This is a genomic window from Methylobacterium sp. 001424705 (assembly GCF_059816145.1).
Genome location: NZ_JCBANU010000008.1, coordinates 55,250 through 68,138 on the forward strand (window position 1 = coordinate 55,250; position 12,889 = coordinate 68,138).

Consider the following 12,889-nt stretch of genomic DNA (forward strand, 5'->3'; position numbering starts at 1 on the left):
AAAAGCCTCCCATATACCATCCCACTGGATGGTAACGGGAAGGTCCGATGCTCGATCTCGAGGATAAGCCCAGAACGCCGATTCGGGTCGGCGACACCGAGAAGATCACGATCAATCTCGGCTACGTCGATCTCGGCCACATCGATCTTCTCGTGTCCGAGAGCGTCTACGCCAACCGGAGCGACTTCATCCGTACGGCCGTGCGCAACCAGATCGCGCGCCACGGCGACGTGACCCGGCAATCGGTGGCCCGCAAGGGCGTCGAACTCGGCCTGCGCCGCTACGACCGGGCCGAACTCGAGGCCGCGCGCGCCAGCGGCATCCGCCTCGACATCCGCGTCCTCGGGCTCGCCAGCATCGCGCCCGACGTCACCCCGGAACTGGCCCGCGAGGTCATCGCGTCGATCGAGGTCATGGGAAGCCTGCAGGCGACTCCGGCCGTGAAGGCGGCCCTCGCCGACCGCCTCCTCTGACAATCTCCAAAAACCGCGTTCCCGACCTCGCATGGTTCGACCCGTCGTCGAGCCGGAAAGCGAACCCCATGACCGACCCTTCGAACCGGATGCAGGACCGCCTCGCCGACATGATGGAGGCGACGCGCCTCACGGCAGCCGGACGCCTGCAGGACGCGACGGACCTGCTGCAACGCGGCTTCGCCGGCACGCCCCCCCGTTCCGCGGCCGACCACGGCGCTCCGGCGCCCCAGCCCCACACCATCGATCTCGTGGCCGAGCGCGTCGAGACCGGCCCGGCGGCCAAGCCGGAATCCAAACCCGCGTTCCAGACCGAGTCCCCGTCGGGTTCGGCCGCCGCCGAGGAGGCGCGCCTCGCCGCGATCCTCCCCGAGAAGCTGCGCAAGGTCGTGGAAACGGTGACGCGGGGCATCGCCCCGGTGCTCGGGGGCCTCGGCAAGGCCGGTCCCGGCGGGGCGACCCCCTCCGGCCTCGTCGGCAATCTCGGCACTCTCGTCTCGGGCCTGGCCGGCGGTCTCGGCCCGTCGGGCTTGAACCAAGCTCGTGCGCCCCTCACCGAGGGCGGCAGCTTCACGGAGCAAAGCTTTTCCAACGCGGCCGGGGCACGGGACTACAAGCTGTTCGTTCCCAGCGACGCGCGTGCCGACCTGCCCCTGGTGGTGATGCTGCACGGCTGTACCCAGTCGCCGGACGATTTCGCCGCCGGCACCGGCATGAACGCCCGCGCGGAGGCGGAGGGCTTCCTCGTGGCCTACCCGGCCCAGAGCGGGCGCGCCAACGGCCAGCGCTGCTGGAACTGGTTCCAGCCCGGCGACCAGGGCCGGGATTCCGGCGAGGCGGGGATCATCGCCGGGCTGACCCGCGCGCTCATCGCCGAGCATCGAGTCGATCCGACCCGGGTCTACATCGCCGGCCTGTCGGCGGGCGGTGCGGCGGCGGTGAACATCGCCCGGGCCTATCCCGACCTCTACGCGGCGGTGGGCATCCATTCCGGCCTCGCGGCGGGCTGTGCCCGCGACGTCTCGACCGCGCTCACGGTGATGCGCCTCGGCCCCGTGGCCGCTGCCGACGGCCCGGTCTCCACGGTGCGGGTGCCCACCATCGTGTTCCACGGGGAGAGCGACGGCACCGTGAACCCCCGCAACGGCGAGCAGGCGCTGGCCCAGGCCGGCATCGACGGGCTGACGCCCGAGGCGGCGGAGGCGGTAAGCCCGGGCGGCCTGCCCTACACCCGCACCCGCTACGCCGATGCGGACGGCCGGGTCGCGGTGGAGGGCTGGATCGTGCGCGGCCTCGGCCACGCCTGGTCCGGCGGAAGCCCGGCCGGCAGCTACACCGATCCGCGCGGGCCCGACGCGACGCGGGCGATGCTCGATTTCTTCCGGGCCAATCCCCTCGCGGCGGGACGGGCCTGAACGTCCGGTGGTTCAACCCACCGCGACGTTGTCGATGAGGCGCGTGCGGCCGAGATAGGCCGCCGCCAGCACCCGGGCCGGCCGCGTGGCGTGCTCCACCGGCGCCAGCGTCTCGGCATCGCGGACCTCGAGATACTGCACGGGCTCGAAGCCCGCCGCCGCCAGCGCGGCCCGGCCTCCCTCGACCAGGGGGCCGGCGCTTCCGCCGGCCGCGAGGCCTGCGGCGATCTCGGACAGGACGGCGTGGAGGCGCGGTGCGCGCACCCGCTCCTCTGGGGCGAGGTAGCGGTTGCGCGACGACAGAGCGAGGCCATCCGCCTCCCGCAGGGTGGGGACGCCCTGGATCTCCACGGGCAGGTCGAGGTCGCGCACGGCGCGGCGGATCACCAGGAGCTGCTGGTAGTCCTTCTCGCCGAACAGCGCGCAGTCGGGCTGGACCTGGTTGAGCAGTTTGGTCACCACCGTGGCGACGCCCGAGAAGTGACCCGGCCGATAGGCGCCGCACAGGCCCTCGGTGAGGCCGCCCACCTCGATCCGGGTCGAGAAGTGCTCGGGGTACATCCCGGAGACTTCCGGCAGGTAGGCGGCATCGACCCCCGCCTCCGCCAGCAGGGCGAGGTCGGCGTCGGTGTCGCGGGGATAGCGCGAAAAATCCTCGTTCGGGCCGAACTGGGTCGGATTGACGAAGATACTCGCCACGACGCGCCGACCGAGGCTGCGCGCCCGCGCCATCAGGGCGAGGTGGCCGGCATGGAGCGCGCCCATCGTCGGCACCAGCACCACCCGCTCGTCGGCCCGGCGCCAGGCGGCGACCGCGGCGCGCAGGGGGGCGACGGACGTGAACCGGAGCAGGGAGACGGGATCGGACATCGGCGGCTCGTCCTCGGCAAGGTCTTCGGCAGGGTCTCGCGGACGCGGATCGCATCCCGGCGCGAGACCTAATCGCCCTGCCGCCGGGACGCCAGACGCCTCAGGGACAATAGGGCCGCAGGGGCCGGCCGTAGGGATCGTCGACCCCGAGGGGCGGGGTGAAGCCGTAATAGCTCGGCTTGCCGAGGCCGTAGGCCGAGCCGACATAGCTCGGGTCGCCGGGGGAATCGGTGGGGATGGGTACCCGCCGCGGGATGCAGCCGGCCAGCCGGCGGCGCGGCACCGGTGCGTGGTGAGCCACGCCACCCTCCTCCTCCGCCCGCGGGAAGTAGCGCGGCAGGCCCTCGGGTTCCGCCCCGTAGCCCTCCACCGCGCGCCCGGGGGTCGGGAAGGCGAGGCCGCCGAGATCTGCCGAACCGGCGGGGGCTGCCGTCAATCCGGCCAGGAGCACGAGCCCCGCCCCGCCCCGTCTGATCGCCACACCGCCACGCCGCATCGGGTCCACTCCTCGCGGGACGACCGTGTCAGGCAGGCGTGAACCGAGTGTTAACCATAGGTCGCGGCGATGACCCGGCCGATCGCCGCATGGGCTGCGTCGCGGGCCTCGCTCGTGGTGTCCGACCCCGTGAGGTAGATGGCCGCAACCAGGGGCGCCCGGGCCGGGGGGCGCAGGAGCGCCACCACGTTGGCGGTGCCGTAGGCCCCGCTGCCGGTCTTGTCGCCGACGCCCCAATCGCCCGGAAGCCCCGCCCGCAGGCGCTTCGTTCCGGTGCGGGAGGCCGTCATCCAGCCCTCGAGCCGCGCGCGACCGGCCTCCGTCAGCGACGGCCCGAGCAGGATCTTCCCGACGGTCGCCGCCATCGCGGCGGGCCGGGTGGTGTCGCGGGGATCGCCGGGCACGGCCGCGTTCAGGTCGGGTTCGGTCCGGTCGAGGCGGGTCACCGGGTCGCCGAGGTCCCGGCCATAGGCGGTCAGGGCCGCGGGACCGCCGAGGGCGGCGAGCAGGAGGTTGGCGGCGGTGTTGTCGCTCCAGACCAGGGCGGCGGCGCACAGAGCCTCCACGGACATCGCCCCGGCCTCCGGTCCGCCCGCCCTCAGGGCGCGCGTGGTGACGGGGGCGTAGGTGTCGAGGTCGGCCTCTCCGTAGGCGAGGCGCCGGTCGAGCCGTTCGCGCCCCGCCTCGACCCGGGCCAGGATCGCGGCGGCGAGGAGCAGCTTGAAGGTGCTGCAGAGCGGGAAGGCGCCCTCGGCGTCGTGCAGCAGGGCGGGGCCGCCGCCCGTGTCGAGGACCGCGATCCCGGCCCGGCCGCCGAGGTCGCTGGCGATCCGCGCCAACGCCGCACCGGCCTCGGCGAACCGGTCCTGGGGGCCGGGATCGGTCTCGTGGCCCTTGCCCTTGCCCTGGCCCTGGGCCGTGCTCAGCAGGGGCAGGAGGGCCCCCGCCCCGAGGAGGATCCGTCGCGTCAGGCTCATGCGGTTCTGGTCGATGGGTCTCGGATGGGTCTTGGCGAGGTCAGGGCCCGGCCGTCGAGGGGCGCGAGGCGCAAGGGGGCCGCCGTCGGCTGCGCTCCCGCAGCGATCGGCTGGCTCAGGGCCCGGGCGAGGCCGGGCAGGTCGGGGGCCGCGACGGTGCCGGGGCCGTAGAGGTGGGAATCCAGGGTATCGAGGCCTGCGGCGACCTCCGGCCGGGTTCGCCAGGCCCGCGCGAGGTCGGGCTGCTCCGTGAGGACGGGGTGGAGATGCGCGCGGAAGGCCCGCGCGTCCCGGGCCGAGGCGGCGCGGCCGAGCGCCCGGCGCGTCCGCGCGTCGAGGCGCCGGCGTCCCGAACGCCCGCCGCTGCCGAAGCCGAGCAGGGCGAGGCCGAGGCCGAAGGCGCCGAGGGCGGCCGTCGCCACCACGAGGGGAGAGGCCGGCAGGACGGGTTTCGCCTCGTCGTCCCTGTCGGGCAGGCCGCCGCCGATCTGGCGGGCGGGGATCTCGGCCTCGCGCAGGGTGCGCGAGACGGTGTCGAACCACGGGATGACGATCGCGTCGAGGGGGATGATCTCCTCGATCGCGGGGCGCACGTCCCACTGGTAGGTCGCCCGCGCCACCGGGCCGGCGGGGGTGATGATCGTCTCGCGGGTCACCGGCCCGGCGAAGGTGAGGATGCCGCGCGTGCGCATCACCGGACGGGGCGGCAGCCCCTCGGCGACCATGCCCTGGGCCTCCAGGGTGACGATGCGCCGTGTGGTCTCGCCGAGCTTCACCGTCTCGGGGTCGGGGCTCCAGGAATCCGTGATCGTCACGTCCTTGGCCGGGAGCCACCAGGGCTCCTTGGCGTCGGGCCCGCCCACCGGCTTCGTCCAGGTGGCGACGGGCAGGGTCACCGGAGCCGAGGGCACGTCGACGACGACCCGCTTGCCGCCGTCGTTGACGGTGAGGCGATGCAGGAACGGATCGATGGTGAAGTCGCCCGGATGGTGCGGGAAGATCGCCACCACCCGGTCGAAGGCGATGGCCACCTGCCCGTCGGGCAGGCGGGTCTTCGACCAGGCGTCGCGGCCGAGCTGCGTCCAGCTGAAATTGGCCAGCGACGGCTGGATCACTTCCTCCAGCAGGATCGGCTGGCGGTAGACCCCGTGGATGCGCAGCAGCACCATCTCGCGGGAGAACGGATCGGCGTTGCCGTTGCGCTCCGGCGTCACCGTGAGGGTGAGGTCGCCGGGACCGATCTCGGCCCGGGCCGGGAGGGGCGCGAGGAGGAAGGCGGCGAGGCCGGCCGCGAGGACGCCCCGCCGGTTTCGAAACGCGGACCGATCGCTCACCATGGGTTGCTTCCCCCCGGCACCGCTGTGCCGGCCTCGACGCGGGCTGCCTGTTCCGCCTTCAGGCGCAGCTTGAGATAGCGTCCGGGATCGTCCGGCAGGGTCTGCAGCCAGAGGCGGTCGGGTCGGATCTCGTGGGCCTCGAAGCTCTTCGTCACCCGGCGCACCTCCCGCTCGGGGGCGGCCGCGACCATGGCCGAGCCCGCCCCGGTGCGGCCGCGCCCCGCCGCGTCGCTGGCCGAGCCGCGGGCCTCGCCCTTGCCGGAATCCACCGAGACCTGCTCGGCCTTGCCGCGCCGGGCGACCTTGCTGTTGCCCGGCGTCGACGAGGTGGTGCCCCCCTCCTTGTTGCCGGCCAGGCCCTCGCCGCTGGAGGTCGCCTGGGTGTCGTCGTTAGGGTCCTGGTTCGCGGTCTTGTTGTAGCGCGCGCCCACCGTGGCGGTGGCGTTGGCCACGCCGCCGCCCTTGCCGGGATCGCCGGCGCCCTCGTCCACGAGGCGGGCGATCAGCGAGCGGTTGGCCTGCGCGTCGGCGTCGCGGGGGTTGTACTGGAGGGCGGCGTCGTAGGCGTCCAGCGCCCCCTGCAGGTCGCCGGATTTCGCGAGCGCGTTGCCGAGGTTGTAGGCGTTGCGCCGGCCGCCGTTGCGGAAGAGGGCGGCGGCTTCCGTGTAGCGCCCGGCCTGGTAGAGGGCCGGGCCGCGCCAGGCCGGGTCGTCGAGCACCCAGGCGGCGGCCCCGGGCAGGCCGGCCCCCAGCAGGGCGCGGCCAAGGCTGGTGCGGGGCTGCGCCGTCGCCGTCAGGGCCAGGATGCCGGCGCCCGCGAGCCCCAGGGCGGCGAGGCGTGCCCAGCGGGTCCAGTCGCGGGGGAGGGCGGGCAGGCGGTCGGACAGGACACCGAGGGCCATCAGGCGCTCCTGCGGAACAGGACGAGGGCGGGCAGCAGGGCCAGCAGCACGAGCCAGCGCCCGAAATCGGCGAAGGCCAGGACGGTGTAGCCCCCGGCGGCGAGGTGCTGGGCGGTGCTGGCGCCCACCGCGTCGAGCACCGGGGCGGGGCTGTCGAGGAGGGCGAAGCGGCCCGCCCCCGCGTCGGTCAGGCGCTCGAGGGCGCCCCGGTCGGGCTTGGGCGAGCCCGCCGGCAGGCCGGGTCCGGCGGGCACGAAGAGCCCGTGCAGGTGCCAGCCTTTGGCACGGATCGCGGCGGCCTCGCGCAGGGCCGCGTCGCCGATGCCGTCGCCGTCGGTGACGAGGACGACGTCGCCCGCGATCACGCCGGCCTCCGCGAGGGTGCGGCGGGCCAGGGCGAGGCCGCGCTCGGGATGGGTGCCCCGGTCCGGCACGGTGTCGCCGTCCAGGGCGAACAGGGTGGAGGACAGGGCGTCCCGGTCGGTGGTGGGCGGGGCGGCGAGATAGGCGTCGCCCGCATAGACCACCACGGCGACGCTGCGGGTGCCGGCGGCCTCGGCCACCGCCTGCGCCACCTGGCGCACGTCCTTGAGGTGGCCGCCCTCCGCGATGGAGCGCGACAGGTCGCATACCACCACGGTCGCGTCGAGGTTGCGGAAGGTGGCGGCGTCTGGGCGCTCCACCGCCGGGCCGGTGAGGGCCAGGGCGACGAGCCCGGCCGCGAGCGCCGCGGCGAGGTTCGCCTGCCGGCGTCCGCCGAGCACCGCCCCGCGCCGGGCGAGCAGCGCCATCAGGCCGGGATCGACGGCCCGGGTCCAGTCGCCGAGGGGCGCCGAGCGCCAGGCGGCGCGCAGCGCCAGGGCGGCCACGACGGGAATCGCCACCAGCCACCAGGGCCGCAGGACCGCCAGGGTGTCGAGGAGACTCATGCGATCCGCCGCGACGCGAGGAGGGCGGCCGCCGCCAGGAAGGCGAGGGCGGCAGGCCAGGGCCAGAGGTCCTTGCGCAGGGGCACCGGCGGCGCCTTGGCGCGCCCGCCCTCGATCGCGTCGATGGCGTCCGCCATGGCGATGAGGTCGTCGGTGGTCTTCACGCGGAACATCCGGCCGCCGGTGAGATCCGCAATCTCGCGCAGGGTCTCGGTGTCGACGACGTCCTGCTCGCCGTCGGCGTTGGAGAGGTCGCGGGGCCCGAGCGCGATGGTGTGGACCCGGACGCCGAGCTCCTTGGCGAGGCCGGCCACGTCCCGGGGCGTGGTCTGGCCGGCATTGTTGGCGCCGTCCGTCATCAGGATCACCACCTTGGCGGTGGCCACCGGCGCGCCCTCGGCCTCCGGTCCCGCCGGGGTCAGGCGCTTGAGGGCGAGGCCCAGGCCGTCGCCGATGCCGGTGGAGCGCCCGACGAGGCCGATGGTCGCCTCGTCGAGGGCGCGGGCGACGGTGGCGGTGTCGAAGCTCGGGCTCGCGGCGACGTAGGATTCGTTGGCGAAGATGACGAGACCGATGCGGTCGCCGGCCCGGCGGCGGATGAAGTCGGTGCCGACGCGCTTGACCGCGGCGAGCCGGGTCACGGTCTGCCCGTCCAGGGCGAAGTCGCGCCGCTCCATCGAACCCGAGAGGTCCATCACCAGCATGATCTCGCGGCCCGAGGCCGGCAGGGCGGTGGCCGGCAGGACGAGGCGCGGTCCGGCGAGGGCGACCACCAGGGCCGCCCACAGGGTCCAGACCAGGAGGGTGCGGCCGCGGCCGCGGGCCGCCACGCTGTCGCCCCGGGCGGCCTCGGCCACCAGGGAGGGGGGGACCCGCAGGGCGCCGCTCGCCCCGACCCGCTCGGGCGGCATCAGCCGGGCCGCCAGGAGCGGCAGGGGCAGGAGCAGCAGGGCATAGGGGCTCGCGAGGTCGAAGGCCGAGGCGAGGGCGGTGAGCCAGTGCGGCCAAAACTCCGTCAGCATGGCTCAGGCCCCGATCCGGGCGAAGAGCCGCGCCAGCTCGGCATCCACCGGGCCGGGCTCGGACGCGCCGCGCCGGTAGAGCCCCTCGGCGAAGATCCGGCCCGCGCCGGCGCTGAAGAAGGTCGTGGCGAAGAGCCGGTCGAGGGCGGCGGCCCAGGCGTCGCCCTGCGCGTCGGCCGCGGCGTCGCCCTGGAGGGTGCGGGCGAGGCGGCGCAGGAGCTGCGCCTGCGCCACCCGGCGGCGCTCCGGCGGCAGGGCGTTGGCGGCGGCGAGGTCGGCCAGGGCCGCGCGCCGGACCGAACCGCGCCGGCGCGCCCGCAACAGGCGCAACAGGCCGAGGACGAGGGCCGCCGTGAAGCCCAGGGCGATGGCGAGCATCACCGCCCCCTGCGCCCCGCCGGTCTCGGCGGGCAGGTGCAGGCCGCGCAGCTGGTCGAGGCCGGGCGGAGCGTCGGGCGTCACCGGGCCCCTCCCTGTCGGCTTGGTACCCGAGAGCTTGGCGCCCTACAGCATCGCATCGAGGCGCTCCATCAGCGGCGCGTAGGCCTCCGGGCCGGCCTCGACGTCGAGGCGCAGGCCCTCGATGCCGCGCTGGGCGTAGGCGACGAGGCGGGCATCGGTGCCCGGGGAGGCCCGGTCGGTCCGGCTCGCCTGCACGGTGCCGCGCCGGCCGTCCGGCGTGGCGAAGGGGTAGAAGCCCGGCGGCCGGGCCCGCTCGAAAGCGTCGCTCACGAGGACGAGGCGGATCGACAGGCGCTCGGCCATGATCGTCAGCAGGGGATCGAAATCCGGGCCCGGCGCGTCGAGGGCGCTGCCGATGACGAGGTGACCGCCCGAGGGCAGCAGGCTCTGGGCCAGGGTCAGGGCCGGCGCGAGGGGCGGATCCGCGGCGGATCCGTCGGCCAGGGCCCGGGCATGGGCCAGCGCCAGGGCGCCGGTGAGGGCGGTCATCGCCCGCTCGCCGCCGGCCGGGCGCACCACCACGGGCTCGCCGGCCCCCGCCGCCACGAGGCCGATGCGGCCGCCGTCGCCGACGATGCGCCAGCCGAGCAGGACCAGGGCCTCGGCCGCCGCCACCGAGCGCAGGGCGCGGCGGGTGCCGAAGAGCATGGAGGGCCGGACGTCGACGAGGAGCACCACGGCACGGTCGCGCTCGTCGTGATGGGTGCGCACGTGCAGGATGCCGGTGCGGGCGGTGGCGTTGCGGTCGATGTGCCGGCGGTCGTCGCCCTCGGACCAGAGGCGCACGTCGTCCGGCTCGGAGCCGCGCCCGCGCCGACGGGTCACGATCCCGCCGGGCAGGCCCGCCAGCGTCCGGGTGGCCGGCCCGGAGCCGCGCCGGGCGAGGTGGCGCAGGCCCATCAGCGCCTCGCCCGAGAGGTGGATGCCCGGCGCCATCAGCGGGTCGGTGGCCGGCAGGGCGGCTGCGGCTTGGGCCGGGCTCGGCACGGTCATGGTCGCGCTCAGAGGGCCCGCACCCGCTGGACGAGGCCGCGGATGATGCCCCGGGCCGTCTGACCCTCGGCGGCGGCGCGCCAGGTCAGGCCGATGCGGTGGGCGAGGGCGTCGGCGGCGAGGTCCGCCACGTCCTCCGGGATGACGTGGTCGCGGCCGTGCAGATAGGCCCGCGCCTTGCCGGCGAGCATCAGCGCCAGGGTGCCGCGCGGGGAGGCCGGGTGCTCGATGGCGGCGCGCAGGTCGGGGGCCGCCGCGTCGGTGCGGGTGCCGGCGACCAGCCGCACGAGGTAGTCCTTGAGGGCCGGGGAGACGTAGACGTTGAGGGCGGCTTCCCGGGCGGCCCGGATCTCCGCCACGGAGAGCCGCACCGGCATCGCCTCGGCGTGGTGGTTCAATTCGCCCTCGACGAGGTCGAGGATGCGGCGCTCGGCGGCCTCGTCCGGCATCTCCACCAGGACGTGGAGGAGGAAGCGGTCGAGCTGCGCCTCGGGCAGCGGGAAGGTGCCCGCGTGCTCGATCGGGTTCTGGGTCGCCACCACCATGAACGGGTCGGGCAGCGCATGGGTGTGGCCCGAGACCGTGATCTGACCCTCGGCCATGGCCTCGAGCAGGGCCGACTGCACCTTCGGCGGCGCGCGGTTCACCTCGTCGACGAGGACGAGGGAGTGGAACAGGGGGCCGGGCAGGAACTCGAAGTCGCCGGCATCCTGGCGCCACACGGTGGTGCCGGTCAGGTCGGCGGGCATCAGGTCGGGGGTGCACTGGATGCGGGCGAAGCTGCCGTCGAGCCCGTCCGACAGGCGCTTGACCGCGCGGGTCTTGGCGAGGCCGGGGGCGCCCTCGATGAGGAGGTGGCCGCCGGTGAGGAGGCCGATGAGGAGGCGCTCGACCATCGCGTCGGCGCCGATGAGCCCGTGCAGGAGGCCCTCGCGGAGCGCGAGGATGCGGCCGCGCAGGGCGGCGTCCGCGGGCGGAGCGCCGGTCGCCGGCCGTTCGGCGAGGGCCGCGCCGCTCATGCGGAGGGGCTCGCGCCGGCCGGCCGGAGCGCCCGGATCGTCGATGGGGCAAGTCTCTGCAGGGCAAGTCTCTGCAGGGCAAGCCTCTGCAAGGCAGGACTCTGCGGAACAGGACTCTGCGGAGCAGGAACGGTGGGCCGGTCCATGCGCGTCTCCTCGGTGATCTTTTTTGGGTCGGATTCTTGCGCGATCCGCCTCCTTCGGGTGTGCCCGCTGCGCGGGGCGGGCGTCAATCCCGCCCCGGCATCCGCGAGGCCGCAGGGCACGGGCCGGGTCACCCGGTCCGGACACAACTCTGCGGGCGCGGCCTCGTTTTCGCGTGCCGCCTCGTCTTCGACCACGGCCTCGGCGGGAGACGTGGTCCGGTCCGGCTCAGAGCTTCTTCGACATCGGGGCCGCGCCGTGTCCGGCCATGCCCGCGCAGCAGCAGGCGGCCTTCTTGGTCCGGGACGGCTTCATGGCGCCCGCCCGCATGTCCATCTTGCCTTGGCCGCACATCATGCCGGCGCCGCCTCCGCAGCACCCGGCGGCCTGGGCGGGAACGAGGCTGGCCAGGGCGAGGCCGGCGGCCAGGGCGAGGGCGGTCACACACGTGTGCATCGGGAAAATCCTGCTGAGGAGGGCGGATGGGGCGGATCTAGTCGGAAAATCGCCCGCTTCCAGCCGAAGCGACGCTGTCCGCGATTGCGAACCGGCGCCCGGCCCCGTGCGTTCCCCCGGCCCCTGCCGGAGGCGCCGCCCGTGACCACCGATCTCTTCCCCCGCTTCGCCGCCCCTTGGATCGACATCCCGGCCGGCCGCTTCTTCGCCCGCATCGGCGGGCCGGAGGACGGGAGGCCGGTGCTGCTCCTCCACGGCTTCCCGCAGAGCCACGCCTGCTGGCACCGGATCGCGCCGGCCCTCGCCGAGCGCCATCGGGTGATCTGCCTCGACCTCAAGGGCTACGGCTGGTCCGCCGCGCCGGAGGGCGACCCGCGCCACGAGGCCTACGCCAAGCGGACCCTCGCGGCCGAGGTGGTGGCGGTGATGGAATCCCTGGGCCACGTCCACTTCGCCCTGGTCGGTCACGACCGGGGTGCGCGCATCGGCTACCGCCTCGCCCTCGACGAGCCCGGGCGGATCGCCCGGCTGGCCCTCCTCGACATCCTGCCGACCCTGGTCCAGTGGGAGCGGATCGAGGCCAACCCGCGCAAGCCCTCGCACTGGCACTTCCTGGCGGAGGCCGCCCCGGGGCCGGAGCAGGCCATCGGTCGCGACCCGGACGCCTATTTCGAGGGGCTGCTGCGCGACTGGAGCGGGGACAAGTCCCTCAAGGCCTTCGCCCCCGCCGCTCTGCATCTCTACCGGCAGGCCTGGGGCGTGCCCGAGCGCATCCACGCCTTCTGCGAGGATTACCGGGCGGGGGCCACCCGCGACCGGGACGCCGATCTCGCGGACCTCGCCGCCGGGCGTCGGCTGGCCTGCCCGACCCTGATCCTCACCGGCGACAGCTATCTCGACCGTGAGCCCGAGACGCCGCTCGCCGCCTGGCAGCGCACCTTCGCGCCGGGCGCCGTCGCCGCCGAGGTCACGTCCGGCCATTTCCTGGCCGAAGAGAACCCCGCCGCGACCCTGGCGGCCCTGCAATCCTTTCTGGGGTGAGCGGGCGAGGCGGCCGGCAGAGCGTCAGATCCGCCCGCACCGGAGCTTCACACGTGTGATCCTCGCGCGCGTTCGGACGGTATTTCCGTCGCTGTCGAAGACCGAGGGCAGGGTTTCGAGCATTTGGTTCGCCGCGACGCTCCGGCAGGCCTCAGAGCGAGATGGATAAGGGATCATCGCCCCGGATCGGAAAACTTCGGAATACAACCAGGTTGCCGCAAGACTTCCATCAGTTGCAGAAAAATTCGCATACGTTAATCATTGTTTCAGCGCCGTATCACAGAAACGTGAGCACGACGCCGCGTCCCTGAGAGACCGATCAAGGTCCTGCGCCGGCGCCGGTCGCGGGGGCC

At 74.5% G+C, this 12,889-nt stretch carries 14 protein-coding genes; 3 read left to right on the top strand and 11 right to left on the bottom strand.

Annotated elements, in window-relative coordinates; translation table 11 throughout:
* Positions 1-47 precede the first annotated feature (47 nt).
* Both AC6EUL_RS08450 and AC6EUL_RS08455 read left to right on the top strand, forming a co-directional pair.
* Positions 48-473, top strand: coding sequence for a ribbon-helix-helix domain-containing protein (locus tag AC6EUL_RS08450; protein WP_499869836.1), 426 nt, complete (start codon positions 48-50; stop codon positions 471-473).
* 89 nt (positions 474-562) lie between these two features.
* Positions 563-1,888: an extracellular catalytic domain type 1 short-chain-length polyhydroxyalkanoate depolymerase gene (locus tag AC6EUL_RS08455; protein WP_499869871.1), complete on the top strand. Its 1,326-nt coding sequence runs from the start codon at positions 563-565 to the stop codon at positions 1,886-1,888.
* 12 nt (positions 1,889-1,900) lie between these two features.
* Here AC6EUL_RS08455 and panC read toward each other — a convergent pair whose 3' ends face one another.
* From panC to AC6EUL_RS08510, 11 genes are all read right to left on the bottom strand, one after another.
* Entirely contained in the window at positions 1,901-2,758 is an 858-nt protein-coding gene (gene panC / locus AC6EUL_RS08460; protein ID WP_499869837.1) for a pantoate--beta-alanine ligase, read from the bottom strand.
* A 100-nt stretch (positions 2,759-2,858) separates the two neighbouring features.
* A complete protein-coding gene (locus AC6EUL_RS08465; protein ID WP_056381842.1) occupies positions 2,859-3,254 on the bottom strand; it encodes a hypothetical protein in 396 nt (131 codons plus the stop codon).
* 50 nt (positions 3,255-3,304) lie between these two features.
* Positions 3,305-4,231, bottom strand: a complete 927-nt coding sequence (bla, locus tag AC6EUL_RS08470) for a class A beta-lactamase (RefSeq protein WP_499869838.1) — start codon at positions 4,229-4,231, stop codon at positions 3,305-3,307.
* Positions 4,228-5,568, bottom strand: coding sequence for a hypothetical protein (locus AC6EUL_RS08475; RefSeq protein WP_499869839.1), 1,341 nt, complete (start codon positions 5,566-5,568; stop codon positions 4,228-4,230). The genes bla and AC6EUL_RS08475 overlap by 4 nt, the downstream gene beginning before the upstream one ends.
* Entirely contained in the window at positions 5,562-6,470 is a 909-nt protein-coding gene (locus tag AC6EUL_RS08480; protein ID WP_056218562.1) for a tetratricopeptide repeat protein, read from the bottom strand. The genes AC6EUL_RS08475 and AC6EUL_RS08480 overlap by 7 nt, the downstream gene beginning before the upstream one ends.
* On the bottom strand, positions 6,470-7,399 hold the full coding sequence (locus AC6EUL_RS08485) for a vWA domain-containing protein (protein WP_499869840.1): 930 nt from the start codon (positions 7,397-7,399) through the stop codon (positions 6,470-6,472). Before AC6EUL_RS08485 ends, AC6EUL_RS08480 begins: the two co-directional genes overlap by 1 nt.
* Positions 7,396-8,421, bottom strand: a complete 1,026-nt coding sequence (locus AC6EUL_RS08490) for a VWA domain-containing protein (protein WP_056218567.1) — start codon at positions 8,419-8,421, stop codon at positions 7,396-7,398. The genes AC6EUL_RS08485 and AC6EUL_RS08490 overlap by 4 nt, the downstream gene beginning before the upstream one ends.
* A gap of 3 nt (positions 8,422-8,424) precedes the next feature.
* Complete coding sequence (locus tag AC6EUL_RS08495; protein ID WP_056218569.1) at positions 8,425-8,883, bottom strand: DUF4381 family protein; 459 nt, start codon at positions 8,881-8,883, stop codon at positions 8,425-8,427.
* 42 nt (positions 8,884-8,925) lie between these two features.
* Positions 8,926-9,819, bottom strand: a complete 894-nt coding sequence (locus AC6EUL_RS08500; RefSeq protein ID WP_244472719.1) for a DUF58 domain-containing protein — start codon at positions 9,817-9,819, stop codon at positions 8,926-8,928.
* 65 nt (positions 9,820-9,884) lie between these two features.
* A complete protein-coding gene (locus tag AC6EUL_RS08505; RefSeq protein ID WP_499869841.1) occupies positions 9,885-10,895 on the bottom strand; it encodes an AAA family ATPase in 1,011 nt (336 codons plus the stop codon).
* Positions 10,896-11,267: 372 nt separating this feature from the next.
* Entirely contained in the window at positions 11,268-11,495 is a 228-nt protein-coding gene (locus tag AC6EUL_RS08510) for a hypothetical protein (protein WP_200917621.1), read from the bottom strand.
* Between the two features lie 141 nt (positions 11,496-11,636).
* On the opposite strand from AC6EUL_RS08510, the gene AC6EUL_RS08515 reads away from it, so the two are divergent.
* Positions 11,637-12,536, top strand: a complete 900-nt coding sequence (locus tag AC6EUL_RS08515; RefSeq protein ID WP_056351901.1) for an alpha/beta fold hydrolase — start codon at positions 11,637-11,639, stop codon at positions 12,534-12,536.
* Positions 12,537-12,889 lie beyond the last annotated feature (353 nt).

Coding starts and splice junctions, on each gene's coding strand:
- AC6EUL_RS08450 (WP_499869836.1), top strand. CDS start 48: ATGCTCGATCTCGAGGATAAGCCCAGAACGCCGATTCGGGTCGGCGAC.
- AC6EUL_RS08455 (WP_499869871.1), top strand. CDS start 563: ATGCAGGACCGCCTCGCCGACATGATGGAGGCGACGCGCCTCACGGCA.
- panC (WP_499869837.1), bottom strand. CDS start 2,758: ATGTCCGATCCCGTCTCCCTGCTCCGGTTCACGTCCGTCGCCCCCCTG.
- AC6EUL_RS08465 (WP_056381842.1), bottom strand. CDS start 3,254: ATGCGGCGTGGCGGTGTGGCGATCAGACGGGGCGGGGCGGGGCTCGTG.
- bla (WP_499869838.1), bottom strand. CDS start 4,231: ATGAGCCTGACGCGACGGATCCTCCTCGGGGCGGGGGCCCTCCTGCCC.
- AC6EUL_RS08475 (WP_499869839.1), bottom strand. CDS start 5,568: ATGGTGAGCGATCGGTCCGCGTTTCGAAACCGGCGGGGCGTCCTCGCG.
- AC6EUL_RS08480 (WP_056218562.1), bottom strand. CDS start 6,470: ATGGCCCTCGGTGTCCTGTCCGACCGCCTGCCCGCCCTCCCCCGCGAC.
- AC6EUL_RS08485 (WP_499869840.1), bottom strand. CDS start 7,399: ATGAGTCTCCTCGACACCCTGGCGGTCCTGCGGCCCTGGTGGCTGGTG.
- AC6EUL_RS08490 (WP_056218567.1), bottom strand. CDS start 8,421: ATGCTGACGGAGTTTTGGCCGCACTGGCTCACCGCCCTCGCCTCGGCC.
- AC6EUL_RS08500 (WP_244472719.1), bottom strand. CDS start 9,819: ATGGCGCCGGGCATCCACCTCTCGGGCGAGGCGCTGATGGGCCTGCGC.
- AC6EUL_RS08505 (WP_499869841.1), bottom strand. CDS start 10,895: ATGAGCGGCGCGGCCCTCGCCGAACGGCCGGCGACCGGCGCTCCGCCC.
- AC6EUL_RS08510 (WP_200917621.1), bottom strand. CDS start 11,495: ATGCACACGTGTGTGACCGCCCTCGCCCTGGCCGCCGGCCTCGCCCTG.